Below are 24,570 nucleotides of genomic sequence, written 5' to 3'. Positions count from 1 at the left end.
TATCGCTTTATGTATCTCTAGTTGAAGGGTTGTGTATGTCTGAGCAGATAACCATAGACGACTTCGCGAAACTCAAGCTCGTTGTGGGTGTGGTGAAGACTGCAGAGAGAATCGAAGGAACTAGGCTCCTGAGGTTAATGATAGACATTGGAACTGAAACTAGGCAAGTTATTTCAGGCATTGCGGAACTCTACACGGCAGAAGAAATGGTAGGAAAGAAGATAATTCTCATAGCTAATTTGAAACCTAGAGTAATCAGGGGTTTCGAGAGCCAAGGAATGATACTTGCGGCGGGATGTAAAGAAGACGAAGAGAAGGGAATTAGACCTAGGTTACTCACAGTTGATGATGGGGATATACCCCCTGGAACTTCAGTATGTTGAGGACGCCGTTCGAGAGGGTTCCGGTACCTCCCGAAGTAGATGACGTAATAAACTTGGTCTTGAACAGACTTCCGAAGATCCAAGGCAAGACGGTGAAGGAGAGAGAGATCAACAGGCTATTAACTTACATGAACCAAGTAGAGAAATACAAGGACTTCGTGTCGAAGTTTCCAAGAGTGGAGAAGCTTCACCCTTTCTACAAGGAGAGCGTCGAGATACTTGCTGACATAGACAGGGTTAAGATATGCCTCTTTAACACGAGCAGAACTGCAGACCTCGCCATGAAGTCCCTGAGAGAAGGGATAAACACTATAAAAACCAAGGACGAGAAGGAAGCTAACGCCATAATGAGGAGGACTTTCGGCAGGACTTCGTCTATCCTCAGGAAAAATAGGGAGTGCACTTCCTTCTTGATTAAGGTAACAGTGCAGTTAAAGAGGATGATGGCTGTGGACCCTAGCCTTCCTACAGTGATCGTAGCAGGGGCACCTAACGTAGGGAAGTCCACTCTGATATCCAAGCTAACCAGAGCAAAGCCTGAGATAGCTAACTATCCTTTCACCACCAAGGATATCCACGTGGGACATATGAGGATGGGGGAGAGGTTGATACAGTTCATAGACACGCCGGGGATACTGGATAGACCTAACACGGAAAGGAATCAAATAGAACTGAGGAGCGTAAACGCATTGAAGAACCTAAAGGGGATAGTTGTATTCGTTTTTGATGTCTCTCCGTTGTCATATTATGGTATAGAAGACCAATATTCCTTGTTTAAGGAAGTTAAGGAACTGAGTGAGAAGAGAACCATACCAGTGATAAACAAGATCGATGAAAAAGACGATACGTATTACAATGAAGTTCGGGCTAGGGTTGAGAACGCCCTCGAGATAAGTGCTGACAAGGATATAGGTCTAGAGGAACTTAAAAAAGAAATCTTAAAAATGCTAGGTACATCACTGGATCGTGGACTATTGGATAATTGAGATATTTACTTCAATACAAGGGGAAGGCGAAATCATAGGCACACCATCGAACTTCATAAGGTTAGCCAGGTGTAACTTGAGGTGCCTTTGGTGCGATACCACGTACTCCTGGGAGAAAGGAATCAAGATGGGGGTAGACGAGATCGTCTCCCACATAAGGAACGAAATTAGGATGACTACTATAACTGGCGGAGAGCCTCTTCTTCAGAACCTGATCCCCCTTGCGAGCAGACTTAAAGCTGAAGGTCAGAGGATAGCCGTCGAGACTAACGGCACCATCAAACCCAGCGATGAACTGAGAAAGACGGTAGATGTGTTCTCTGTATCTCCTAAGCTAAGGAACAGCGGTCATAGGATAAATTACGGGGAAATGGACTGGGCAACTTACTTCAAGTTCGTCATACTTAACAAAGAGGATCTGAAGGAGGTCAAGGATTTCGTAGAAGAACACGGGATAGACCCAGGTAAAGTGATAGTCCAGCCAGACGGAAGGAGAGAAGATTACATAGAGTCCTTAAGGCAACTTTCCTCCGATGTCATGGACCTCGGGCTTCCCTTCAGAGTCCTTCCTCAGCTTCACAGAATCATCTCCGTCAGATAAGATAGCTTGCCTGAGTTCATCCATTTTCCTTTTACCTTCTTTCAGTACGTCCAAAGAAACCCTCACTATCCTTTCGAGGTCTTCATCGTTTATCACGTCGCTCTGATTCTCTCTCAATAGATGAACCATCTTTATCCCAGTTCTAAGCTCTACCAAAGTTCCCTTATAGTTTTCAGTGAGTATCGCTGAGTGTTTGTACCCAACCGATCTGGCTATTCTCAATATCTCCCATGCTTCGTTCTCGTCTCTAGTGTAAACATGGACTATCGGACCTTGTACGACAAGCCAAAGTCTCCATGCTTGGTTCTGTGCAAGAATTTCTTTGAACTCGTCTACTGTAGTTCCGAGGTGGTTCTTATAGATCACGCTCGAATGTTTCCTTGACCATGGAAAGACGGAATCTATTATGGTAATTCTTCCACTACAGCTGCTCTGCGTGAACGCGTTTTCTCTCTTTCTAAAAGCTTCGAGGAGGGGGAAGATATCAGGGTCAAGGTATCCTATTTCCTTGTCTCTAAAAATCCTCTCCCATGCTTTCTGCCTAAGCGAGCTCCACTCGTCCATAGCCTAACTTTGATAGCTCGAGTAAAAAGTTTTTAAATTCCCTACAACTTCCCATGACAGTGTCTTTAGCAGAAATTCTGGAGAGATTCAAGCTTGAAGAAGAGGACGTGATCACTATCGAAAATCTGAACCCTGACGAACTTAAAGGAGTGGAAATAAAACTTGGCACCAACGTTATCCTTCAGATGAAAGGAAGGAAAAGGATAATAGACTTGGGTCTACTCTCAATAATTTTCAACAAGTGCGATGGAGTTAACTTCGTAAAGGACTTCCTTAACTTGAATTACTCTTTAGATGACATTCACAGGAGGTACCGAGTATACACCGAGCTTGAGTACTTCTCCCTTAATTGTCCTCCGATTGTGGTAGACCCAGATCTGGCTGAAGTAGCTACAAAGCTGAAAGCCTTTATACTATCTAGAGAGAAATCTTAGTTATGGACTTTGACGTAACTGTCATAGGCGGAGGTGTTGGAGGACTGGCGGCTGCAATAAGGGCTGCTGAGTCTGGTAAGAAGGTCGCAATAGTAGAGAAAGATCAGCTGGGAGGAGAGTGTATAAACAGAGCGTGTATTCCCTCTAAGACCTTAATAGACGCAGTCAAACTTCTCTCTAAAGCCGACAAGGCTAAATGGATAGGAAAGGGAAGCAACGGAGAGTTGTCTCTAAATTACGAGGCTTTGAACCAGCACAAGAACGAGGTAATCGAGAAGCTTAGGGGAAACCTAAAGCACACTCTGGATAAATATGGAGTTACGGTGATACCGGGAAGAGCTGAAGTCAAGCAGGAGGGAGAGGTAAAGGTCGGTGAGAAAGTGATCACTACAGACAAAATGGTGATATCTACAGGATCAGTTCCAATTTCCATACCAGATTTTCCGCTGAATGGAAAGAATGTATTGGATCCATGGAGTGCCATGAACCTTCAGTCCGTTCCGCCGAAGGTTGTAATAGTCGGTGGGGGAGTAGCCGGGGTCGAGCTAGCAACCTTGTTCAGATCCATGGGAAAGGAAGTCACAATACTGGAGCTCATGCCGAGACTCCTACCAGTTCCCGGCATGGATAAGGACGTAGCTGACGCCGTGAAGTCCAGACTGGAGGAGAAAGGCATAAGAATAATCCTTCAAGCCAAGTCAAAGATATCCAGTGCCGACGAAAAGGTCAGGTTCCACGTTGAAACACCTTCCTCATCGGAGGACATAGACGGAGACCTAGCAGTTATAACTATAGGGAGAAAGGGAGTGACTGAAGGAATAGACCTTAACTCCCTCAAGGTGAACGTTGACAAGAGAGGTTACATAGTGGTCAATGACAAAGCAGAGACGTCCAATAACAAGGTATACGCAGTAGGCGACGTAACTGGAGGAGCTCTTTCGGCAACTAAGGCTTGGAGACAAGGGTTGGTAGCTGGAGACAACATAGGAGGAAAACAGTCGAAGATGCCAAAGTACATGCCACTCTCAATTTTCGCAGACCTTGAGATAGGAAGCGTAGGTAAGAGCATCGACGACTTGAAGAACGAAGGGATAGAGGTAAGGGAAATAACAGTGAAAATGGAGAGCATACCCAGAGCGCTAACTGTAAACGAGCCTCAAGGTTTCTTCAAACTAGTGATAGGAAAGGACGGGAGGATCCACGGTGCTTACATGGTCGGCGAAGGTGCTACTGAGGTCATAAATACAGTAAGCATGGCGATGGAACTCTCAGCAACAGTAAACGACTTGTACCCCGTAACTTTCTCTCACCCGACAATAACCGAGGTCGTAAGCGAGGCTGTACAAAGAGCAGTTTCTGGCGAGATGTATTAGAACGAAAAATCACATAAGCATTTCCTAGAACCTTTCTATGATTTGAGTGATAGAGAAAAGAAGGAGGTAAGGAAGCTCTTTAAGTTCTTGTTTTTCACCAGCCGTGGAGGACTCACCAGACTGAAAATAGTCCGTTTGCTTATGGAGTCTCCAATGAACGCTAATAGAATAGCCTCCTCTCTAGGTATGGACTATAAGACTGTAATTCACCATTTGGAAGTCCTAGCCTCAAACGGGGTAATACGCAAAGAAGATGAGAAGTACGGGGCTCTCTATAGGCTGACTCAGTTCTTCTTATCCCATGAGGATATACTAGAAGATCTTGAGAAAGGTAAGTAAGACTTATTGATGACCTAGGGAAAAACAAATAAGAAATAAGAAAGAGGGGAGAGGAAAAAGGAAGAAGAACGACTTAACTTGTTCTTCGCTAGAATCCTATCCCTTTTAAACTTTCCAACTCAATCATATTCTCGTGTTCGGCAAGAGGAAAGTAACCCTAGCTGACGTTTTGACTGACATAAAGATAGCCAGAAACAGGGTGAGGATATATAAGAACAGAATGAAGGATAGAATACTCAAATACAACCAGATGGCTGAAAGAAACTTCGGAAGGTTTACTTCCATTTCGGCTGAATACATGAAGGAAGTTGACCAGCTTCAAAGAGTAGTACAATTTCTCGATACGCTTGACATTCTTCTTGAAATGGCTGAAATAAAAATAGAGACTATAGTCTATATAGGCTATATAGTTAATGAAGCTCCAGCCGTGATTGAGGCCCTGAAGGAACTTAAGAAGCAGATGGGCGGGATTCCAGAGCTTTCAGTCATGCTTGAGGACATATACTCAGGATTTTATGCCTCCGTTGAAGTACCCCAAGAAATGAAAATAAGGTCGACAGAGGAGGGCAAAAAAGTTCTTGAAGAGGCTGAAAAGATCTCTGAATCCAGAGAAGAGAAGCTTTTAAGCTAAAAGCTATATAGTATTCATGAAAATATGGTAAACTACATCACAAGAAAAATTCAACTTACAGGAGGCTCAACGTATATAGTTTCATTGCCTAAGGAGTGGGTAAAGGCACTCTCGTTGAAGGCTGGAGACGAAGTTCAGATAATGGAAGACTCTGACCTCAAGCTCGTTGTCATACCGAAAAACGGGGAAAAGAAAGATACTGACAAGAGGAAAATTCTCCTGTGCGAGAACATGATAGTTGAGGCGATAGCAAGGGAGTTCATAGCTTACTATATGGCTGGATACTCTCAGGTTACCATAACGTGCAAAAAAATGAAAGGAGAGGACAGGGCATATATAAAGGACGTGGTGAGGAAGAGGCTACTTGGTGCAGAGGTAATAGAGGAAGACGTGTCCAGCCTGACGGTTCAGTTCCTAATAAACGAAAAGGATCTTCCCATTACCAAGGCTATAAGCAGGGCGTATGCCATATCTCACAACATGTTGAAGGACGCTTTAGTGTCAATCGAGTCTCAGGATCTGGAGATAGCAAAGGAGATCCTGGGAAGGGACGATGAAGTTGATCGTTTCTTCTTTTACGTTGCTAGGCAACTGACCCTTTCAGTCTCTTCCCTGAACATTTTGACCGAAGAGGGGTATAACCTGACCCAAGTGGTAGACTTATACTCAATAGTGAAGTCCATAGAGAGAGTTGCAGACCACGCCAGCAGAATAGCTGAGAACATTCCTTACACAGAAAAACTGCAACACAGAAGCGACGTGCTCGAAGTGGGTAAAATGAGCATGGAGTTCTATGAAAAGAGCATAAGCGGGTTCCTGAACCAAAGGAAAGAGATGTCCCATGAGGTAATAGGGAGCAACATGAGGACTTTCGAGAAGGTGATAAGGACAGCCGATCTGCTTTTAGCTGAGGAGAGGGACGTCAAGGCTACCTCGTCAGGAATAATGATCTTAGATTCGTTTAGGAGAGTCATGAGGTATTCTATAGATATAGCAGAGGCAACAATAGACCTCATCTCTAAAACAATTGAAGCGAGTAGAACCTCAGAAAGTTAGGGAAACTTAAGTCGTTATACGCAGAGGTCAAATCATTCAAGCTTCTGGCTTTCTTCACTTTGTCTCTCAGCTCCTTCAAGACGTTTCTATCCTCCTCTGTATAAACTCCTTCTCTGACGAAGGAGCTCACGCACTGGTTGTTCATAACTGCGATTACGACGTATCCTTTTATGAAGAGCGAATCTGCAGTTTCTATGTCCTTATGGGAAAACAAGCATATTCCAGGATGAGTATGGACTGAAGCTATCCCACGGGGCATCGGCATGTTCACCTTCTTTTCGTCACCCTCAAATATGACGTAGTCTCCACTCTCTAGGACTATGCTCAAGAACTCAACGTCGTTGCTGAGTGTCCTCGAAGCGTAGCTGATCATCTCTTCCTTGAGAAATTTAAGATAGTACTCCATTATCTCTGAATATAGCCTGAAATATGTCACGTTTCCGTTGCCCACTTTCACGTTTTCAGAAGTCACCATGGAGTCTTGAGGTACAAAAAGGTAAGCGAAGTCTGTAGTTGGGACTACGTCGAACTCCTCATGTATGTCTTCCGCTTCAGTTACCAGGTCGTACAGCCTGGAAATTTCTTTGGTGTATTGGTCACTCCCTATTTTCTGCTCCTTTACAACGCAACACCTCTTCCCTCTGTTTTTCTACGATCTTATTTAAAGCCTTTAACGGTGACGAGGAGAAAATGCTTCTGCCTATTATTTCAAAGGAGGCTCCGTGACATATTGCCTCCCCGTACTTAGCGCCCTGAGTGCCCAATCCAGGGGATATTATCACCTTGTCAGCAAATTCATGTCTGAATTTTGAAATTACATCGCCCCTAGTTGCAGGAGTTACTATACCGTAAGGGTTAACTTCCCGGATAACTGAAACAGTGTAGGAGTTGAGAGAATCATCCCAGCCTGGATGTGACATAGCGCCCACTAAGTAGAGCTTCTTCCCTTTACTGTCCAAGAAACCCTTCAGTTCATCCAAAGCTCCGTTTCTCCCCACGAAGGAATGCGATATGAAGGAGTCTGCAAAGTCTAGTTTTGACGCTATTTTCACCATGATATCACCTATGTCGGCAAGCTTGAAGTCCACTATCACTTCATCAACATCTATCCCTTTAACGAGATCCTTGACTCCGCTTACCCCAATGTCGAGTGTCAAAGGTAGTCCTATCTTTATTCCGTGGACGTAGCTACAAGCTTCCCTTAGAGTTCCCTTGTCTACGAGTGAGTCCAGAGCTAGTATTATTTTGGCTTTCTCCATGTCGATCACCTCAGATTTCCTTGAAGGTACTCCTGTATTGCCTTCCTTTCTCCTTCCTTGAGTTTCGATGAACTAAGTAGAGACTCTAAGATATCCTGAATCGTGAATAAGCTGACCAACGAAACACCTGCTTCTTTTAATTTCTCCTTAGCTCCTTCCTCCCTATCCACGATAACTAGCGCTTTGTCTACCTTACCTCCGTTCTCCCTTACCTTGTTCACTGCAGAGACAAGAGACCCTCCAGTTGTAGAAACGTCGTCCACAACCAACACTTGTTTCCCCTCTACTATCCCTTCCACCAGTCTGTTCGTCCCGTGGCCTTTCTTCTCGGGTCTAACATAACCTGTTAGCTTACCCATCCTACAAGCTATGAAAGACGCTAACGGGACTCCCCCGGTTGCCACACCCACAGTCATGTCGAAATCCATAGTAGATAAAACGTCCACAGCTTTGTTCACTATGTCATTGAAGTAAACGTAACTTGGAAGCGACCTCATATCTAGATAGTAAGGGCTTACCTTGCCTGAATTGAGGACAAAGTTACCTAGGAGAAGAAGCTTTTTCTCGAGCAAAAAGTTAGCGAAGTCCATTGGAGCTTTGTCTGTAAAAGAATTTAAATATCCTGCGTCAGTAGATGCTAAGGGCATTCTTGCCTAAACATATTATTTCGTCGTTAGACTTAGATAGAAGGGAAGTAGAGCACATTTTCGAGGTCGCAGATGAATACGAAAAGAGAGGAAGAGTATCTAAAGAACTTTCAGGAAAGGTAGTCGCTCTAGCCTTCTTTGAACCCAGCACTAGGACAAAGAACAGTTTCGAGTCTGCAGTAGAGAGATTGGGAGCCAGCACTATAGGCTTCTCGTCCTCAGAGGGAACATCAACAGAGAAAGGAGAGACAGTAGCAGACACCATAAGGATGCTTGAAGGATACTCTGATATGATAGTGATAAGGCACAAATTTGACGGTACAGCAAAGTTCGCATCCGAGGTAAGTCATGTACCTATAATTAATGCAGGAGATGGGAAACACGAACATCCCACACAGTCAATCATAGACTTGTACACTGTAAGCAAAATCAAGGGTCATGTAGACGGGTTGAACTTCTGTGTGCTTGGAGATCTAAAATACGGAAGAGCAGTGAATAGTCTTCTCAGGTTAATGACTAAGTTTAGACCAGGGAAAGTGTTCCTGGTTTCACCTCAACAGCTTAAACTGAGGGAAGAAGTCAAGAGCACTCTGAATTACCCTGTAATAGAGACCAGTTCCCTACAAGACGTGTTAGGAGATACAGACGTACTTTACGTGACCAGGATACAGAAGGAGAGGTTCGCCGACGAGGTAGAGTTCGAGAAGGTAAAGGAGAGCTACAAGGTTGACCTCAAGGCGGTTGAAATGATGAAGAGTGACTCGATCATCCTTCATCCTCTACCCAGAGTGAACGAGATAGACAGGAAGGTAGATAAGACGCCTCAAGCTAAGTATTTTTATCAAGCTTCACTTGGGGTTCAGGTTAGAATGGCCATCATTAGGTACCTCTTGGGTGGTTCAGAATGAGCGACAAAGAACTCCTTGTAACTAAAATTAACAATGGGACTGTAATAGACCATATCCCTGCTGGAAGGGCTTTAGCCGTTCTCAGGGTCTTAGGAATAAACGGAAGTGAGGGGTATAGAGTAGCCCTTGTAATGAACGTAGAGAGCAAAAAGATGGGTAGAAAGGACATAGTGAAAATTTCAGGGAGGACAGTAGATGAGAAGGAATCCAACCTGATTACGTTGATAGCCCCTAACGCTACTATAAACATCATCAAGGACTACGACGTTACAAGGAAGATGAAGATGAAGATTCCCTCAGTCATAGAGGGGCTTCTCAAATGTCCTAACCCTTCATGTATAACTAACAACGACCCTGAGGCACATACCCACTTCTTCACCGTGTCGGAGACACCTTTACTTCTAAAATGCAGTTACTGTGAGACCATAATAGATGAAATCCAAGTAATGAAGCAGGTGCTTTGATGTACAGGATCACGAAGAGAGAGAGGATAACTCATGGAGAAATATTGAAGGTGAAGTTTCCACTCTCGCCTAAGCCAGGACAATTCATGACAGTCCTGCTAGACGGGAAAGAAATACCGGTCGGGGTTTATGATTATGATGAAGGGGAACTTTCGATCTTCATGGAGAAAGGTAACGTAATGTATAACTGGCTGTATTTGAAAGGACCTTTAGGATCTCCGCTCTCATTTAAAGGCTACACCAGCGTGATCGGAGTCTCAAGGGGCACGTTAGAACATGACCTGCACTATCCTTTAAAGGTAGCTTCGAAGATGGGGCTAGAATCTTCCCTCGTCCACAAGATTCCCGAACACGTAGATGACGATACAATGATTCTTTTCTCGCTTCCAAAGGAAGAGTTAACCATGATTCCACCTAACGTGTTAAGGAAATCCTTCGTATACATCAGGTGGGTGAAAATGAACTGCGCTGTTGGGGTCTGTGGAGTATGTAACTACAGAGGATCTCTCCCTTGTGTTGATGGACCTTTCCTGAAAGGTGAAAAACTTGTGGCTTAAAGGGAAGCTTTACCTGGACGAAATAAGGGAGGCTTGCATTGAGTTCGACACAACAATAAAGCAGATAAGGGCTAACTGCGTCCCAGACGTGGAGATCCCAGAGGGTACAATAGTCTTCCCAGGAGCTGTAGACATGCACGTGCACGTCAGGGGAATGAGGCTCTCATACAAAGAGGACGTTACTTCAGCCACAAAAGAGGCCACCTATGGTGGGTTGACTCTCATAATGGACATGCCTAACACGTCGCCTTACGTAAATGATAGGAACACAATAAAAGAAAAGCTCAGCGAATTTGAATATTATTCTAGATGTAACTACGGAATATACTCTGGTGTTCCCCGAGAGGACGTTGAGACTATGCCTATCGCAGGATACAAGATCTTTCCGGAGGATCTGGAAAAGGAGGAAACTAAGTTAATCCTTAAGTCAGAGAAGTTGAAAGTCTTACATCCTGAAGTTCCTTTATATCTTTTCAGGAACATGAGGGGCACTTGGATGGAGCTGGCGTCTCTATACATGATCAACGGAAAAAGGGTTCACATTACTCATGCTACTAACTCTGAAACCGTGAGGATATCTAAGGCGATGGGGTTCACTGTAGACGTTACACCTCACCACTTGTTAGTCCCAGGAGAGAGAGACTGTCTGACCAAGGTGAATCCTCCCATAAGGGACATAACGGAGAGAAGCAAACTCCTCAGCTCTATACCTCAAATAGACGCGATGGTGAGCGACCACGCGCCACATTCCAAATGGGAGAAATCACTCCCATATGAATTATGTCCCCCTGGAATAGCGGGTATCTCTTTCACTGTACCTTTCGCTTACTCTCTCGCGTTCAAGGGAATTCTAGACCTCGATAGAGTTGTAGATCTCATCTCTAGAAATCCTTCTAAAATTCTTGGAATAAAATACGGGGAAATAGAGAAAGGATACCCTGCTAATTTCACAGTAATAAGGAAGGAAAACTGGAGGTATTCCACCATGTTCACTAAAGCCGGAGAGACCCCTCTTGATAATTATCCGCTTGATGCGAGAGTCTACATGACAGTGGTGAGGGGTAAGATAGCTTACATGGACGGCGAGGTTCTTCCCGTGAAGGGGGTGAACGTATTTGATAAGAATAGCCAACGTTGAAATGAACGATTTCCTCACCGTAGCCTCCGGGATAGTGCCTGACGTCCCTGAGTACATATCTAAGGTATGCAATGAAATCAAACCGGCATCTCTTACGTTGAAGACGCTAACCCTGAACGGCGTTGAACCTCATAGACCTCCCACTGTCCTGAAATTCCACGACAGCTGTTACATGAACGCCATAGGGTTGGGTAACCCAGGAGTTAGATCACTTGAGAACATTGGTAAGCCATGTCAGCTCATAGTCAGTATAGGAGGTTCATCAATAGATGAAATAGTCAAGGTAGCGGAAATTGCAAAGCAGTATGGAACGATAATAGAGGTGAACCTCAGCAGCCCTAACAGGAAGGGGTTCGGGGAGTCCATGGCAAGGTACACAAAGGAGGTAGCGGGAGCTGTAAAAGACATTATCAACGACAAGCCCGTCTTCATAAAGCTTGGACCGTGGGACGAAACGCTGCAACTAGCGGGTAAGGCTTTGGAGGGAGGAGCCGATGGTTTAACCCTGATAAATACCTTGAAGGGTATGAAAATAGACTTGAATTCGTTCTCTCCGTATTTATCTTATACCACCGGAGGAATCTCAGGCAAGTGTATACATCCCCTAGCAGTTAGGATAATTCATGACGTCTATAGAGAGTACGAACCTGAAATAATAGGCATTGGAGGAGTTTTCGACTGGGAAGACGCTCTGGAATTAGCTTCGGTTGGAGCTAAAATCATAGGTGTCGGAACCGCAATTCTGGACGAAGGTCTCTCAGTGTTGACAGAGATCAGAAAAGGAGTTAATGATTTCCTTTCAGAAAAGGGTTTAAGATTCCCTGATGTAATAGGAAGAGCAGTGAAAAAATGACAGATGATAATGAGATAATTATGAAGGGAAGGGATCTGGAATCCCTAGTATTTATGGGTAGGTTGAAGTCAGTGAACGTAGAGTTCTGTGATGACGAGAAGAAACTAGCTAAGGTGGTTGGAATAACAGATACCAATGAAAAAGTGTCAACTGAATGCATACCTATACGCGCCGCTGGGAAAATATCCACAGTGATAAAACACTACCTTAGGTTAGGAGTTGGGAATTATATAATATCAAACGAGCAAGTGTCTTCTTCTAATCTAGACACTGAGGAGGAAGATGATGGATCTCAGAATTCCTAAGCTACCTAAAAATGAAGACGATCTAGAGGAACTCAGCAGAGAACTTGAACATCAGCACGACGACCATGATGACGTAGAACACATAGTCGCTGAACTGATAACTTCAATCCAGAGTCTCCAAAATAGAGTTTCACAAAATGAGTCAGATATAAATGAAATCAAGAAGGAGATATCACGTATTTATTTAGTACTATCAAAGGTTGTTCTTCTAGTATCATCGAACAACGAAAACGACAAAATTAAAAATCTGAAAGATTTGCTAACCCTACTGAAATGAACTTCGAACTACCGCTTGTGCTAGCCGTGAAATTGTTTGCAATAATGGATCCACTTTCCATTTTGCCTTATTTACTTTCTCTACATGAAGAGTTCAACAGGAACTCACAGACGAAAATACCTTGGAACCTCCTGGTGAAGAAAATAAGCGTAGCTGTGACTGGGTTAATGGTAGTGTTCTCCGTTCTTGGCAGGCCCATGCTATATTACTTGGGATTATCGGTAGCATCACTTGAGATAGGAGGAGGTCTCATTTTGATCTATCTAGGCGTAGATACGCTTGGAGGATTCCAGCAATTGAAATTCATGTCAACGAGAATAGAAGAGGCCGTAGTAACACCTATAGCAACCCCACTCCTTGTAGGCCCAGGGGCAATGAGTGCCCTTGTGACTTTAGGTGTAACTAACGGGATTTTCAATGTGATAATAAGCAGTTTAATTGCATCTGCGCTCGTGTTCGTAGTCCTCTCTCTAGGTCCTCTAATAGTGAAGGTAATGGGCAACACTGGGACTGTAGCTGCTGGAAGATTCGTTGCAATAATCATTGCAGCTTTTGGCGTTCAGCTAATAATAAACGGGGTATCTCAGATAAAGTTGATATGAGAATACATAGATTAGATGAAAATTTTTTAACGAGTAATAGTTAGTTCAGTCATGGCAGAAAATAAAAACAGAATAGATCTGGACACAGTGGATAAAAGATTGTTAATAGAACTCCTAAGAGACGCGAGGGCTAGCCTCAGGAGATTAGCTGAGGAAATGAACATATCCCCCGCCACTTTGCACAACAGAATGACCAGATTAGTCCAAGAAGGAATCGTGAAGGGGTTTGCAGCGTTGCTTGATTACTCCAAGTTAGGCTTCATATTGACTGGGATAATCATGGCTAAGGTAGACGGCAAGCATCTAGTAGAGTTTGAAAGAGAGATAGCCAACGCAGACAACGTGGTAGCAGTTTACGATGTAGTTGGAGAGTACGACGTTATAATTATAGCTAAGTTCAGAGATGTGGAGGAGTTAGACGACTTCCTTAAACAGCTTTTGAAGAACTCTAGGATAGAAAGAACGCACACGAGCGTAGTCTTAAACATAGTCAAGGAAGACCCTAGGATAAGGATTTTCTAGGAAAAGGTTTTTATATTCTAAGGAAGCATAAGTTAGTCTTATTGGTGAAATAGAATGAAATTCTGTCCCAAATGTGGCGGAGTGATGATGCCAATAAAGAAGGATGGGAAAGAAATATTGAAGTGTAACAAATGCGGATTTGAGAAGGAAGTCAGCGACAAGGAAAAGAAGGAATACAGCGTCAAGGCCAATTCTGAGAAGAAAAACGTTAAAACAACGTCGCTAGTGAGCGAAAGTAGTTCTAGAAATCTTAGCGATGACCTAGAGCAGGAAAGAGAAGAGTATTACAAGGAAGTAGGACTAGAACTTTTAAGGGAAGAATTCGAAGAAGGAGAAGAAGACGAAGGAGGAGAATAGCCTCATCAAGTGTTCTCCTTTATCTTAGAATAGCATAGAATGAAAACTTACTTCAGCAAAAATTTTTGAAGAGATTTATCTGAAATTTAATTAATTTACATTATTTTCTCTACATATAATAATGGAAACTATTTATTACTTAATGTGTTGAGCTAAAGATATATCTTTTATAGTTAAACCTTTAACTATGTTTTACGAAGTTAATAAGGTGGTTTAAGTGAAAGTGACAGAAACTACGGGAAAATACAAAGTAATTAAGAATGGAAAGGAACTCTTGATTGAGGAAGTTAAAAACGAGAGAGGAGAGAAAATCTTCGTCCTGAGTTCCCTGAAAGAGGTGAAGCTAAATGACGACAACACTTGGACGCTTAAGGAGGACGACGCTAAGGAAATTAAACCCAAAGAAGCTGATGCGAATTTAAAGCCAATATTGAATAAAGTATTAGCTTATTTATAGTAACCTTTTTAAATTATTAACTCTAAGGATAGAGTGATTCTCATGGAGCATTTCGACTTCATCCTTACAACGGACAGATGTTTGATGACAAACCACCATGGGAAGGAATTCCTAGGTTTTTTAGGTACTGGACCCTCAGTTGGAGTCCCGGAATTCGCTTGGAAATACATCGCCTGCCCTAAGATGAAGGTTGATGAACTCGGAAGACCTTGGCAGGCACCTTACGGAATGAGGAAAGTCGAAGCTAAGCTAATAGATGAAGGGTTCAGTGCTGCTATAATTGATCCAGATCACTTGAACAAACACTTGAGTTACGCTAAAGCGTTAATGTTTTCACACCATGATTACTTCGGATATGGCCCGCCATCGTCCACATGGTGGGCAATAACTCAGAAGGAACCAATCAATAGGAGAAGTTTCTTAGCCTTAATGAATAAGCCTGAGATAAAGGAGGCTAAATCCAAAGGAATGAAGATCTTAGTCGGAGGACCTTCTACGTGGCAATGGCTATGGACGCCCGAGGCTATTGAAAGCTTGGGAGTCGACTCTTTTGTTGACGGTGAGGGAGAGAAGATAGTAGTGAAGCTAGCCCAAAAGATCTTAGACGGTGAACCTTTACCGAAATATGCATACGTAAGCGGGGAAGACGTACCTGATGTGGATGACATACCGGAGATCAAAGGAGCAAGCGTAAACGGAATGATAGAAGTAATGAGAGGATGCGCTAGGTCTTGCAGGTTCTGTTCTGTCACTCTGAGACCGACACGATATTACTCGCTGGAGAAAATAGAGAAGGAACTTCAAGTCAACGTCAAGAACGGAGTTAAACACGGAGTCATACATAGCGATGATATCCTATTCTATGGAGCTACCGGAATATTCCCCAGACCAGAGCCTTTAATAAGGTTACATAAGTTAGTGAAAAAATACTACAAGATTATAGCCTGGAGCCATGCCAGTCTAGCTGCAATAAAGTACTCTGAGGAAAAGTACGGTCTAATAACAAAACTGGGAGAGATAATTTACGACGACAACCAGGACTATATAGGAGTCGAAGTAGGAATAGAGACTGGATCAACAAGGCTTGCAAAAGAGATAATGCCAGCTAAGTCGGCTCCTTTCAAACCTGAGGAGTATCCCGAGATAGTCCAGGAAGCGTTCAGCATAATGCACGAGAAACATATAGTCCCAGCAGGAACTATGATAGTAGGCCTTCCAGAGGAGAAGGAGGAAGACGTAATTAGAACGGTAGAGCTTGTGGACAGCTTGAGACAGTACAGAAGCATCCTAGTTCCAATGTTCTTCGTACCAATGGGAATGTTCAAGAACAAGAACTGGTTCCGTGATTGGAGAGAGCAAGCCAAGCTTTCCCCTGCGCACATAGAGCTCTATAAGAAAGTTTTCTGGCACGATATCTACTGGGCGCAAGACATACTTAATTCGTTCTACTTGAAAGGACCATTATACGCTCCAGTTAGAGCAGGTCTAAAGATCTTCCTGGCCTCGTCAAAGAGAAAGATGAAGCAAGTAGAGAAGTGGATAGAAACTAACATGAAGCAATAAAATATATAGAGATATTATTTATCATTTTTAGTATTTTATAAAATCTCTTCTCGTGTTAAATTACCTTCTTCCGTGGTTCTATAAATTCCTTTGGAGCCATAGTGAATACATCCAAATATTTCCTGAGAACCTTAGGGATCTTCACTCTGCCGTCTTCCAGTTGATTGTTCTCAAGGATCGCTGTGATTGTCCTTGTACTGGCTATGGCAGTGCTATTTAAGGTATGAACGTACCCCCTATTGTTTTTCTCGACATATCTTATCTTCATTCTAAACGATTGCCAGTCAGTGCAGTTGCTACAGCTCACCATTTCCCTAAAAGTACCCTGGGCAGGCATCCATGCTTCTATATCGTACTTCTTAGTAGCACATGCTCCGAGATCACCTGAAGCTATGTTTATCACCCTATAAGGTATCTCTAGCCCCTGTAGTATCTGTTCCGCATTGGAAAGCAATTCCAGATGTAACTGATGGGACTGTTCCGGAGCCGCAAAGATAAACTGCTCTACTTTGTGGAATTGGTGAACCCTGAATATACCTTTCATATCCTTGTTTGCTGCACCGGCTTCCCTTCTGAAGGCGGGGCTGACACCGATGAGCTTTATCGGTAGGTCTTCCTTCCTTATTTCGTCCCTGAAGTGCAGGGCCCCCAGAGGGTGCTCAGCTGTGGAAATCAGGTAAAGGTCATCGTTCTCGAGCTTGTATATTGCGTCCTTGAACGTATCCATATCTATTATGGAGTAAATTACTTCACCTTTCAACATGTAGGGCGGAAGAACCAAGGTATATCCCCTGGAAGTCATGAAGTCTATCGCATACATGAGAAGGGCCATGTCTAACCACACAAGATCGTCGAACAAGTAATAGAATCTGGACCCTGCTACTCTTGACGCTGTCATTGTATCTCCCAGCTTTAAGACGTTCTCTAGCATCTCCGCGTGCCCTTTAGGTTTCCAGTCCAGTACTTCATATTCAACTCCCTTGACCTTCTCCAAGAAACCGTTGACGTCTTCCTTGTAAACTCTGAACTTCCCCCAGAACTTCACTGGCTTACTGTAAGTATCGTCCGGTCCTTCAGGGACATCCCCTTGAATCAGATTAGGCAGACTGGATAAAAGGGAGTCGCGTTGTTCTGCCACTTCGTTCAGTTCCTTTTCCTTACCTTCTAGAACAGACAGAAGTTTCTTGGCTTCATCTATCTTGGCTTTCCTTTCCTCAGGTTTGGCCTTAGGAATCTGAGAACTGATCACGTTATGCTCATGACGTAATTTCTCGACTTCCTGCAATATCTGCCTCCATTTCTTGTCAAGCTCTACCGCTCTGTCAACTATCGAGACATCTATATATCTTCGCTTCAGGTTCTCCTTTAGCTCATCAGGATTATTCCTCAAGAGCTCTAGAATGCTCCAAGACACAATGTAGTAGAAAAATGGCTGATTTTTATGCCTTCTGTTCCTCTTTCTGTTCAGGTAAACCGTATGTTTGTACCCACATTTCTACTATATCGTAGCCGTAAAGCTTCTTGAACTTCTCTCTACCCTCTGGGCTCATCCTCATGGGAGTCCATTGAGTATCCAGATCAACGTCTATGTCTACTGAGGTTGCAGGAACGCTTTCCTTTATCACTTGCTCTATTGTGTAAACCAGATCGTCTATTACGGGACAACCTGGGGCAGTCAAGCCAATCTTTATGTAAACTGACCCATCGTCTCCTATTTTCAACTCGTAGACAAGTCCTAGACTTACTATGTCAACGGGGATCTCTGGGTCATAAACTTGAGTTAACCCTTCCATTATCTTCTTTTTCCACTCTTCCTTATCGATCTTCTGTTGTTGAGACATACATTAACAGTGTAAAAGATAGATTTTAACCGTTGCGGATATCTAGATGGTCTCTATAAAAACAGGAACTGTTTCCCGTGTGGCATGTAGGCCCTAAAGGTCTGACCAGCAGGATTACGGCATCTTCGTCGCAGTCAACCTTCATACCTTCAACTATCTGGAAGTTACCACTGGTCTCCCCCTTGAGCCAGAGTTTCCTCCTGGATAGGGAATAGAAGTGTGCCTTTCCCGTGGTGAGGGTAAGGAAAAGCGCTTCATAGTTCATGTTTCCTACCATCAATACGTCCTTAGTCTGAAAGTGCTGAAGGACAGCTATTATCGTGTTCTCCTCGTGTCTGAAGTTCATCTTTGAAGCTAAAGCCTTAGCCTCCTCTTCGTTCATCGTTAACGTTTCAACCACCTAGACAAGTTATCGAAAAATATCCTGCCTGTTTTATCGCTTTTCTCTGGATGGAACTGCGTACCAACGACGTTTCCCTCGCACATTACAGCTGGAAAGCTCGTCCCTCCGTAATTGGAAAAAGCGTCTGGATCCCTCTCAGGATAAGCTACGTAACTGTGGACGTAATACACATATCCCTGGTCCATTTCCTGAAGTAAATCGTTGCATCCCTTCACGTGTAGCCTCTCCCAGCCTACGTGAGGTAACTTCTCGTTGACGTGTAGAAGGTCCACCTTCCCTTTAAACCAACCGATACCTTTAGATTGACCTCCCTCAGTTCCGTAGTCGAATAGGACTTGGAAACCCAGGCATACACCTAGAAAGGCATTGCTCCCCTTTAGGTCTCGGAGGACGTCTAGTCTAGAGCTAAGAAACGAGGAGACAGCGGAGAATGAACCCACTCCTGGCATCACTATCAAGTCGTATCCTCTTTCCAGATCGCCTATTTTTACCTCGAATCCGTTCCGTTTAAGCGCTGAAGATATACTGAATAGGTTTCCAACCCCGTAATTTAGGACTAAAGCCTTCATTTCCTTCTCCTCCTCAGTTCCTCATATACATCTTCTAGTTCCACCCCTTTAACTGCAAGTAATACCAAGAGGTGATATATGAGATCACAAGACTCGCTCACCAGTCTTTCGTTACTCTCATAAAGTGAAGCCACAACTGTCTCTACTGCCTCCTCTCCTACTTTCCTGGCTACATAACCTAACCCTTTCCTAGACAGCTCTACAGTGTAACTACCTTCTGGCATATCCTTAAGTCTCTTCTTTATAGTAGCGAAGAGTTGGTCTATCTCGTTTTCATTCATATCTATCGCCTATGCTCTCCCCATGAACGCGGAAACCCTCATAATTGGCGAGAGTGATTGACGCCTTTATTAATTCCGTAGATGGAGAGTCTGCTTCTGCATACATCACTGGCTTGAGGAAGTCATATACAGTTACACCTCCCCTGAACTTTGCCCAGCCGTTAGTTGGCAAGATGTGATTAGGACCAGCAGCGTAGTCTATTATAGCTGGGGGCGTCCTACCTAAACTTACTGCACCTACGTTCCTTACGGAGGAAAGAATTTCCCTGGGCTTGGATACATACAAAGACAAATGTTCAGGCCCAATCTGGTTAACCTGATCTATTCCTTCGTTTGGACTGCGTACTAACACGAGGTAGAAGTTCTCCTTGGATTTATCTTGCCCGAGTGAAATGAGAGCCTCCCTCACTTTATTCAGTAAAGCCTCGCTCCACGAAATCAGCACCAGAAAGCTCAAAGGACCATGCTCACCTTGGGCAACTAGGTCCTTAGCTATCAAGGAAGGATCAGCGCTATCGTCAGCTAAGACGACTAATTCAGTAGGTCCTTCAATCCCGTCTATTCCTACCATGTTGCTCACCAGGAACTTCGCTGCCTGAACGAATACGTTACCAGGGCCCACAATCTTGTCAACTTTCGCCACACTGGACGTCCCATACGCCATCGCAGCTATCGCTTGTGCCCCTCCTATCTTATAGAATGCTTTAACTCCTAGCTTCCTACCTACATAGGCTATCGCTGGATCTAACTTACCCTTAGTCGGTGTTGATACATGAACCTCCTTCACTCCCGCAACTTTAGCTGGAATCCCAGCCATCATTAACGTTGATGGATAAGATTTCAGACCGCCAGGGACGTAAATCCCTACCCTGTCTATAGGCTTCCACATTATTCCGAACGAAATTCCGTTTCTTCCTCCACCGAAGTTAGGTGGCTTTGCAGATTCGTGGAAGTTCTTTAACTGATCCCATATCATGTCAATGGAACTCTTAACTTCCTCAGGAAGAGACTCAGAGGACTCCTTGATTTCCTCGTCAGAGGCTTTCACAGAAGAAAGCCTCACGTTGTCAAATTTTGCGGTTAAGTCTATCAGGCCTTGGTCTCCGTCTCTTACTACGTCGTTTATTATTTCCTTGACCTTATCAAGGAAAGGTTCTAAACTGTTCGGCCTTACTTCAGGCAATTTATCATGTATCAAAGTCTTACCTCGACACCTTTCTCTTTCAGGTAGATTTTAAGCTCCTCTATTTTCACTGTCCCGTCATGGAAGATTCCCGCAGCTAATGCAGCGTCTGCCAAACCTGAGTTGAAGACATCAAGGAAATGTTCTGGTTTCCCTGCGCCCCCGCTTGCTATGACAGGGATCCTCACTCTCGAGGATATCTCCCTCGTAAGTTCTATATCATACCCCTTTCTAGTTCCGTCTCTGTCAATGCTGGTGAGAAGAATTTCTCCCGCACCAAGGTCGACAACTTCCGTTGCCCAACTGATAGCGTCCAGTTTAGTGTCATATGATCCAGACTTAGTAAACACTCTCCAACTGTTCCCTACTCTCTTAGCGTCTATAGCCACTACTACTGCCTGAGCTCCGAAGTCCTGAGACGCTCTAGTGATAAGAGCTGGGTTTTCTATTGCTGCAGTATTTATGCTCACCTTGTCAGCTCCTGATGACAACGCATGTCTGAAATCCTCATATGAACGTATTCCTCCTCCAACTGTGAGAGGTATTGATAAAACGCTTGCAGTATCCTTCACGACGTTGAAAAGCGTCTTCCTCTCTTCAATCGTAGCTGATATATCTAGGAACACTATCTCATCAGCCCCCTCTTCTTCGTATTTAGATGCCAGCTCCACCGGGTCTCCTTTATCTCTTAAGTTAAGGAAGTTCACACCCTTAACTACTCTTCCGTTCTTTACGTCAAGACATGCTATTATCCTTTTCATAAAGACCCCTTAGTGCTCCTAACCTCGTTTGAGACAACTCTAGTAGCTTCATAAATTGACATACCTAACCCCTTGAACACTGCCTCTACTATATGATGGGAGTTCTTCCCTCTCATTTGCTCTACGTGCAAGGTAAAGCCTGCGTGCTTCGAAAGTGTGTCTAGAAAATGCGGGACGTTCTCCATCGAAAGTCCTCCAACGGAATCCCTTCTCAACTTGAGCCTAACATACGAAGCCCCCCTACCCGAAATATCAAGAGATACCAGAACTAAAGTTTCGTCCATGGGGAGTATAACACTGGAAAACCTCCTTATCCCTTTCCTGTCTCCGAGTATCTCTGCAATTGAATCACCGAGAACTATAGCTACGTCCTCTACCACGTGGTGATCGTCAAAGCTTTGTTTATCCTCAGCGTCTATTTTGGCGCTAGAGTTCATATAAAACAGCATGGAATATAGCATATGATTGAAAAAAGGAACTGGTGTGGTCACCTGAACATCACCCTTCACGTCTAGATCCAGGTAAACTGATATGCGAGTCTCCTTGGTCTCCCTTTCCTTATGAACAGATCTAGACATCTATTACACCCTTAAGAGAGTTAGTGTAAAATGCCATGCCTACTATTGCGTAATCAATTCTTGCACCCTTCAAGGTTTTCAGATCTTCCATTGTGGAAATACCTCCTGCATACTCCTTAATACCCTTAACTAGGTGGGTATATCTCCCTAAGTTCACGTCGATCCCCTTCTTAGTGCCTTCGTTTTCCACGTAGGTGAAAATTACCCCCCTCAGGTTCCATCGATTGGACCTCTCTATTGCTTCGACCAAGGAAACGTTTACGGCTGTCGACCACCCCCTGACCATGATGTTCCCTTCAGAGTTGTAGTCCAGTGAAACGAGGATCTTCTCGTCTCCTATGTTCCTCTTGATCTCCAGAAATTTGTTTTCGTCTTGAAACGGGAGAGTCGACATGACTATCGAAGACGCACCTGCTTTTATAATGGACGAGGCAGACTCTATGTCACGTATTCCTCCTCCCACTTGAATTGAGGAGAATCCTATCTCACATATTCTCTTAATGACCGAGAGATTCCTACCCTTCCCCTCAGCGCCGTCAAGGTCTACAACGTGAACTGAATCGTAACCCATGCTGAAAATCTGCTCTGCGACCTCAAACGGGTCTCCTACTTCAATTCCAGAACCTGACTTACCTCTGATCCTTTTCACAGCCTTGCCTTCGCTAATGTCTATACTGGGAATTACCTTCATTCACTTTATCACCTTCTCTATATCTAGGATAACTATATCCCTGGCACCGTTATTCTTTACCTTGGATACTATCTCTGGTATATCCTTCTCCTCTGCTACCGTCATCACTTCCCATGCATTAGTTCCTCCTAATTTCGATATAGATGGAGCGAGCATCGCAGGAAGCGATCTTATAACGGAGTCCAGTTTACTGTCCTCCACGTTCATGAAGATCATCTTCTTCCCTTTCCCGCTGAGAGTTCCCTTCATGATAGTTAGAAGCAAGTTCACTCTCTCCGACTCTGAGCCTTTCATCCACCTCTCGTTACCTATGACAGACGCATAGGACTCCATCACGACGTCGATAGGCTTCAGGCCGTGAAGCCTCAAAGTGGTACCTGTACTTGTCACATCCACTATACAGTCAGCTGCACCCAAGAGTGGCATTACCTCAGCTGCACCGCTTATCTTGACTATCTTAGCGTGAAGCCCTTTCTCCTCTAGATAAGACCTGGTGATGTTGTAGTACTTCGTGGCTATCCTTATCTCTCTTCCTCTCAGATCTTCAATGTCATTCACGTCCCAGGAGGAAGGAACGGCCAAAACTATCCTAGACTTACCAAAGTCCAACCTGATGAGTTCCTCAACGTTTGCCCCTGCCTCCTTTATGTAATCAACTCCCGTTATTCCTAGATCTGCTGCCCCCGCTTCGACTATACTTGGTATGTCCTCTGTCCTTATCATGACCAGCTCGGTGTTCTCCCAGCTTGTCGGTATCATTAACGCTCTATCGTCACTCGCAAGAGGTCTGATCCCTACATCGATGAGAAACTGCAAAGAAGGCTCCTTAAGTCTACCCTTATTTGGTATTGCTATTCTCAAGGAAATCACCTAGCACTTTCAATAGGAGGTTTACTTCTTCTCTAGTCCCAACGCTGATCCTGTAGTACTTCCCTAGCCTCCTTATGGCTATACCATGGTTCCATAGAGGAGTCCATAAGTCCTTATCAGTGTCGACCAAAAGGAAGTTGGTCACTGAATTGTATACCCTCAACCCTAGGTTCCTCAAGCCTTTGAGGAGAACCTCTCTGTTTTCTTTCACTTGTTTGACGACATCATTAACGTACCATCTGTTTTCCATGGCCTTTATCCCGGCAACTATGGAAGGAAGCGCTATATCGAATGGTGTGGAGCTCTTGAGAAGAGCCTTGACCACGTCCTCATGCGCAATCGTGTATCCGACCCTGAAAGACGCCATGGAGAAAGCCTTGCTGAGAGTCCTCACTATCATAAGGTTGGGATACTCATTCACTAGGTCAGATACGGTACTTCCGTAGAACTCAAAGTATGCTTCATCTATCAGTACGAAACCCTTTGTGGTTTCAGCTAGTTCCTTAACCTTTGATTTGTCAAGTAAGGGCGACCCGGTGGGATTATTGGGATTATCGATTATCACCATTTCGGCGTCAGTGCTCTCCTTAGTTAGCTCTTCTCCCTCGACCCACCATTCTCCTTCCGGTCTCAAGGCTATGTTTGTCACTTTAAGCCCCATCACAGATGAATAGACCTTGTACATGCTGTAAGATGGGTTGTTGATGACAATTTTTGATCCAGGGGAAAGGAAATTGTAGAAAATAGACCTGAGGGATCCGTCGGCTCCAGGGGAGGGATAGACCATGTTGAAGTCTACGTGGTTATACTCAGAAACTAACTCCCTGAAATTCTGTACCAATTCAGGATGTTGATATCTATTACAGTTCACCATTGCCTTTGACGCTTCCTCAAGCACTACATCTGGAGGTCTATAGGGAGATTCATTTAGGTGAAGTCGTATTCCTTCCTTTATATCCGTGAAGTCGTATTCCTTAGCTTGTAGAAGCCAAGGTTTTATTTTATCTTTTATCTCGGTTGGTGCAATAACAAACCCGTCCCCTATTCTTTCTCTTTGCTTAAAAATGTTACTAGCATGCACTTACGAGAAACCCAAGACAGGTAGAATGATTTTTGT

General features: G+C 44.0%; 35 protein-coding genes. 20 read left to right on the top strand and 15 right to left on the bottom strand.

Features of this window, described 5'->3' with window-relative positions:
• Positions 1-35: 35 nt before the first annotated feature.
• From metG to IC007_RS05960, 3 genes are read left to right on the top strand one after another with little or no spacing between them, the layout of a single operon-like run.
• The gene (metG, locus tag IC007_RS05970; RefSeq protein ID WP_054845681.1) at positions 36-383 is read left to right on the top strand and encodes a methionine--tRNA ligase subunit beta; all 348 of its coding nucleotides are present in this window, start codon (positions 36-38) and stop codon (positions 381-383) included.
• Positions 377-1,369 (top strand): NOG1 family protein, encoded by a 993-nt coding sequence (locus IC007_RS05965; RefSeq protein WP_054845680.1) that lies wholly within the window; start codon positions 377-379, stop codon positions 1,367-1,369. Before metG ends, IC007_RS05965 begins: the two co-directional genes overlap by 7 nt.
• Positions 1,350-1,970 carry a 7-carboxy-7-deazaguanine synthase QueE gene (locus IC007_RS05960; protein WP_054845679.1) on the top strand — a complete coding sequence of 207 codons (621 nt, stop codon included), beginning with the start codon at positions 1,350-1,352 and terminating at the stop codon, positions 1,968-1,970. The genes IC007_RS05965 and IC007_RS05960 overlap by 20 nt, the downstream gene beginning before the upstream one ends.
• Here the strand turns inward: IC007_RS05960 and IC007_RS05955 are convergent.
• Positions 1,884-2,534 carry a tRNA(Phe) 7-((3-amino-3-carboxypropyl)-4-demethylwyosine(37)-N(4))-methyltransferase gene (locus tag IC007_RS05955; protein ID WP_054845678.1) on the bottom strand — a complete coding sequence of 217 codons (651 nt, stop codon included), beginning with the start codon at positions 2,532-2,534 and terminating at the stop codon, positions 1,884-1,886. The genes IC007_RS05960 and IC007_RS05955 overlap by 87 nt on opposite strands.
• 59 nt (positions 2,535-2,593) lie before the next feature.
• On the opposite strand from IC007_RS05955, the gene IC007_RS05950 reads away from it, so the two are divergent.
• From IC007_RS05950 to IC007_RS05930, 5 genes are all read left to right on the top strand, one after another.
• On the top strand, positions 2,594-2,968 hold the full coding sequence (locus IC007_RS05950; protein WP_054845677.1) for a hypothetical protein: 375 nt from the start codon (positions 2,594-2,596) through the stop codon (positions 2,966-2,968).
• A gap of 2 nt (positions 2,969-2,970) precedes the next feature.
• Positions 2,971-4,341 carry a dihydrolipoyl dehydrogenase family protein gene (locus IC007_RS05945; protein WP_054845676.1) on the top strand — a complete coding sequence of 457 codons (1,371 nt, stop codon included), beginning with the start codon at positions 2,971-2,973 and terminating at the stop codon, positions 4,339-4,341.
• A gap of 42 nt (positions 4,342-4,383) precedes the next feature.
• Positions 4,384-4,680: a winged helix-turn-helix domain-containing protein gene (locus IC007_RS05940; RefSeq protein WP_054845675.1), complete on the top strand. Its 297-nt coding sequence runs from the start codon at positions 4,384-4,386 to the stop codon at positions 4,678-4,680.
• 133 nt (positions 4,681-4,813) lie between these two features.
• Positions 4,814-5,311 (top strand): cell division protein CdvB3, encoded by a 498-nt coding sequence (gene cdvB3, locus IC007_RS05935; protein WP_054845674.1) that lies wholly within the window; start codon positions 4,814-4,816, stop codon positions 5,309-5,311.
• Positions 5,312-5,335: 24 nt separating this feature from the next.
• Positions 5,336-6,367 carry a phosphate signaling complex PhoU family protein gene (locus IC007_RS05930; protein WP_149528494.1) on the top strand — a complete coding sequence of 344 codons (1,032 nt, stop codon included), beginning with the start codon at positions 5,336-5,338 and terminating at the stop codon, positions 6,365-6,367.
• Here IC007_RS05930 and IC007_RS05925 read toward each other — a convergent pair.
• The 3 genes from IC007_RS05925 to pyrE all read right to left on the bottom strand — a co-directional run bounded on the left by IC007_RS05925 (position 6,330) and on the right by pyrE (position 8,216).
• The gene (locus IC007_RS05925; RefSeq protein ID WP_232049032.1) at positions 6,330-6,842 is read right to left on the bottom strand and encodes a hypothetical protein; all 513 of its coding nucleotides are present in this window, start codon (positions 6,840-6,842) and stop codon (positions 6,330-6,332) included. The two genes, IC007_RS05930 and IC007_RS05925, sit on opposite strands and share 38 nt — an antisense overlap.
• A gap of 121 nt (positions 6,843-6,963) precedes the next feature.
• Positions 6,964-7,626 carry an orotidine 5'-phosphate decarboxylase / HUMPS family protein gene (locus IC007_RS05920; protein ID WP_054845751.1) on the bottom strand — a complete coding sequence of 221 codons (663 nt, stop codon included), beginning with the start codon at positions 7,624-7,626 and terminating at the stop codon, positions 6,964-6,966.
• A gap of 5 nt (positions 7,627-7,631) precedes the next feature.
• On the bottom strand, positions 7,632-8,216 hold the full coding sequence (gene pyrE, locus IC007_RS05915; RefSeq protein ID WP_054845673.1) for an orotate phosphoribosyltransferase: 585 nt from the start codon (positions 8,214-8,216) through the stop codon (positions 7,632-7,634).
• Between the two features lie 44 nt (positions 8,217-8,260).
• On the opposite strand from pyrE, the gene pyrB reads away from it, so the two are divergent.
• The 12 genes from pyrB (at position 8,261) to IC007_RS05855 (ending at position 16,276) form a co-directional block, all read left to right on the top strand.
• Positions 8,261-9,181: an aspartate carbamoyltransferase gene (pyrB, locus tag IC007_RS05910; RefSeq protein ID WP_054845672.1), complete on the top strand. Its 921-nt coding sequence runs from the start codon at positions 8,261-8,263 to the stop codon at positions 9,179-9,181.
• Positions 9,178-9,645: an aspartate carbamoyltransferase regulatory subunit gene (pyrI, locus tag IC007_RS05905; protein WP_054845671.1), complete on the top strand. Its 468-nt coding sequence runs from the start codon at positions 9,178-9,180 to the stop codon at positions 9,643-9,645. Before pyrB ends, pyrI begins: the two co-directional genes overlap by 4 nt.
• Positions 9,645-10,202: a hypothetical protein gene (locus tag IC007_RS05900; protein WP_054845670.1), complete on the top strand. Its 558-nt coding sequence runs from the start codon at positions 9,645-9,647 to the stop codon at positions 10,200-10,202. Before pyrI ends, IC007_RS05900 begins: the two co-directional genes overlap by 1 nt.
• On the top strand, positions 10,192-11,340 hold the full coding sequence (pyrC, locus tag IC007_RS05895; RefSeq protein ID WP_054845750.1) for a dihydroorotase: 1,149 nt from the start codon (positions 10,192-10,194) through the stop codon (positions 11,338-11,340). The genes IC007_RS05900 and pyrC overlap by 11 nt, the downstream gene beginning before the upstream one ends.
• Complete coding sequence (pyrD, locus tag IC007_RS05890; RefSeq protein WP_054845669.1) at positions 11,318-12,193, top strand: dihydroorotate dehydrogenase PyrD; 876 nt, start codon at positions 11,318-11,320, stop codon at positions 12,191-12,193. Before pyrC ends, pyrD begins: the two co-directional genes overlap by 23 nt.
• On the top strand, positions 12,190-12,498 hold the full coding sequence (locus IC007_RS05885; RefSeq protein WP_054845668.1) for a hypothetical protein: 309 nt from the start codon (positions 12,190-12,192) through the stop codon (positions 12,496-12,498). The genes pyrD and IC007_RS05885 overlap by 4 nt, the downstream gene beginning before the upstream one ends.
• Positions 12,476-12,775: a hypothetical protein gene (locus IC007_RS05880; RefSeq protein ID WP_054845667.1), complete on the top strand. Its 300-nt coding sequence runs from the start codon at positions 12,476-12,478 to the stop codon at positions 12,773-12,775. The genes IC007_RS05885 and IC007_RS05880 overlap by 23 nt, the downstream gene beginning before the upstream one ends.
• Positions 12,772-13,377 carry a MarC family protein gene (locus tag IC007_RS05875; RefSeq protein WP_054845666.1) on the top strand — a complete coding sequence of 202 codons (606 nt, stop codon included), beginning with the start codon at positions 12,772-12,774 and terminating at the stop codon, positions 13,375-13,377. The genes IC007_RS05880 and IC007_RS05875 overlap by 4 nt, the downstream gene beginning before the upstream one ends.
• 51 nt (positions 13,378-13,428) lie before the next feature.
• The gene (locus tag IC007_RS05870) at positions 13,429-13,899 is read left to right on the top strand and encodes an Lrp/AsnC family transcriptional regulator (protein WP_054845665.1); all 471 of its coding nucleotides are present in this window, start codon (positions 13,429-13,431) and stop codon (positions 13,897-13,899) included.
• 54 nt (positions 13,900-13,953) lie between these two features.
• Positions 13,954-14,256 carry a DNA-directed RNA polymerase subunit M gene (locus IC007_RS05865; RefSeq protein WP_054845664.1) on the top strand — a complete coding sequence of 101 codons (303 nt, stop codon included), beginning with the start codon at positions 13,954-13,956 and terminating at the stop codon, positions 14,254-14,256.
• Between the two features lie 217 nt (positions 14,257-14,473).
• A complete protein-coding gene (locus IC007_RS05860; protein WP_054845663.1) occupies positions 14,474-14,713 on the top strand; it encodes a hypothetical protein in 240 nt (79 codons plus the stop codon).
• A 42-nt stretch (positions 14,714-14,755) separates the two neighbouring features.
• Positions 14,756-16,276: a B12-binding domain-containing radical SAM protein gene (locus tag IC007_RS05855; protein WP_232049031.1), complete on the top strand. Its 1,521-nt coding sequence runs from the start codon at positions 14,756-14,758 to the stop codon at positions 16,274-16,276.
• A gap of 55 nt (positions 16,277-16,331) precedes the next feature.
• Here the strand turns inward: IC007_RS05855 and serS are convergent, their stop codons facing one another.
• The 11 genes from serS to hisC are packed head-to-tail and all read right to left on the bottom strand — an operon-like array spanning position 16,332 to position 24,534.
• Positions 16,332-17,690 (bottom strand): serine--tRNA ligase, encoded by a 1,359-nt coding sequence (gene serS, locus IC007_RS05850; RefSeq protein ID WP_054845662.1) that lies wholly within the window; start codon positions 17,688-17,690, stop codon positions 16,332-16,334.
• 25 nt (positions 17,691-17,715) lie between these two features.
• Positions 17,716-18,117 carry a metal-sulfur cluster assembly factor gene (locus tag IC007_RS05845; RefSeq protein ID WP_149528492.1) on the bottom strand — a complete coding sequence of 134 codons (402 nt, stop codon included), beginning with the start codon at positions 18,115-18,117 and terminating at the stop codon, positions 17,716-17,718.
• Positions 18,118-18,142: 25 nt separating this feature from the next.
• Positions 18,143-18,499 (bottom strand): phosphoribosyl-AMP cyclohydrolase, encoded by a 357-nt coding sequence (hisI, locus tag IC007_RS05840; protein WP_149528491.1) that lies wholly within the window; start codon positions 18,497-18,499, stop codon positions 18,143-18,145.
• A 2-nt stretch (positions 18,500-18,501) separates the two neighbouring features.
• Positions 18,502-19,089: an imidazole glycerol phosphate synthase subunit HisH gene (hisH, locus tag IC007_RS05835; protein ID WP_054845661.1), complete on the bottom strand. Its 588-nt coding sequence runs from the start codon at positions 19,087-19,089 to the stop codon at positions 18,502-18,504.
• Positions 19,086-19,370, bottom strand: coding sequence for a phosphoribosyl-ATP diphosphatase (hisE, locus tag IC007_RS05830; protein WP_054845660.1), 285 nt, complete (start codon positions 19,368-19,370; stop codon positions 19,086-19,088). Before hisE ends, hisH begins: the two co-directional genes overlap by 4 nt.
• Positions 19,363-20,568: a histidinol dehydrogenase gene (gene hisD / locus IC007_RS05825; protein WP_054845659.1), complete on the bottom strand. Its 1,206-nt coding sequence runs from the start codon at positions 20,566-20,568 to the stop codon at positions 19,363-19,365. The genes hisE and hisD overlap by 8 nt, the downstream gene beginning before the upstream one ends.
• Positions 20,565-21,314: an imidazole glycerol phosphate synthase subunit HisF gene (gene hisF / locus IC007_RS05820; protein WP_149528490.1), complete on the bottom strand. Its 750-nt coding sequence runs from the start codon at positions 21,312-21,314 to the stop codon at positions 20,565-20,567. Before hisF ends, hisD begins: the two co-directional genes overlap by 4 nt.
• A complete protein-coding gene (gene hisBd / locus IC007_RS05815; RefSeq protein ID WP_149528489.1) occupies positions 21,311-21,892 on the bottom strand; it encodes an imidazoleglycerol-phosphate dehydratase in 582 nt (193 codons plus the stop codon). Before hisBd ends, hisF begins: the two co-directional genes overlap by 4 nt.
• Positions 21,885-22,583 carry a 1-(5-phosphoribosyl)-5-((5-phosphoribosylamino)methylideneamino)imidazole-4-carboxamide isomerase gene (gene hisA / locus IC007_RS05810; RefSeq protein WP_054845658.1) on the bottom strand — a complete coding sequence of 233 codons (699 nt, stop codon included), beginning with the start codon at positions 22,581-22,583 and terminating at the stop codon, positions 21,885-21,887. The genes hisBd and hisA overlap by 8 nt, the downstream gene beginning before the upstream one ends.
• Positions 22,584-23,444 (bottom strand): ATP phosphoribosyltransferase, encoded by an 861-nt coding sequence (gene hisG / locus IC007_RS05805; protein ID WP_054845748.1) that lies wholly within the window; start codon positions 23,442-23,444, stop codon positions 22,584-22,586. It abuts the gene before it with no gap.
• The gene (hisC, locus tag IC007_RS05800; RefSeq protein ID WP_232049030.1) at positions 23,422-24,534 is read right to left on the bottom strand and encodes a histidinol-phosphate transaminase; all 1,113 of its coding nucleotides are present in this window, start codon (positions 24,532-24,534) and stop codon (positions 23,422-23,424) included. Before hisC ends, hisG begins: the two co-directional genes overlap by 23 nt.
• Positions 24,535-24,570 lie beyond the last annotated feature (36 nt).

This window comes from Sulfuracidifex tepidarius, assembly GCF_008326425.1.
GTDB classification, from domain to species: domain Archaea; phylum Thermoproteota; class Thermoprotei_A; order Sulfolobales; family Sulfolobaceae; genus Sulfuracidifex; species Sulfuracidifex tepidarius.
Note: the sequence above shows the minus strand (reverse complement) of the source record. Positions and strands in the feature narration are given on the sequence as shown.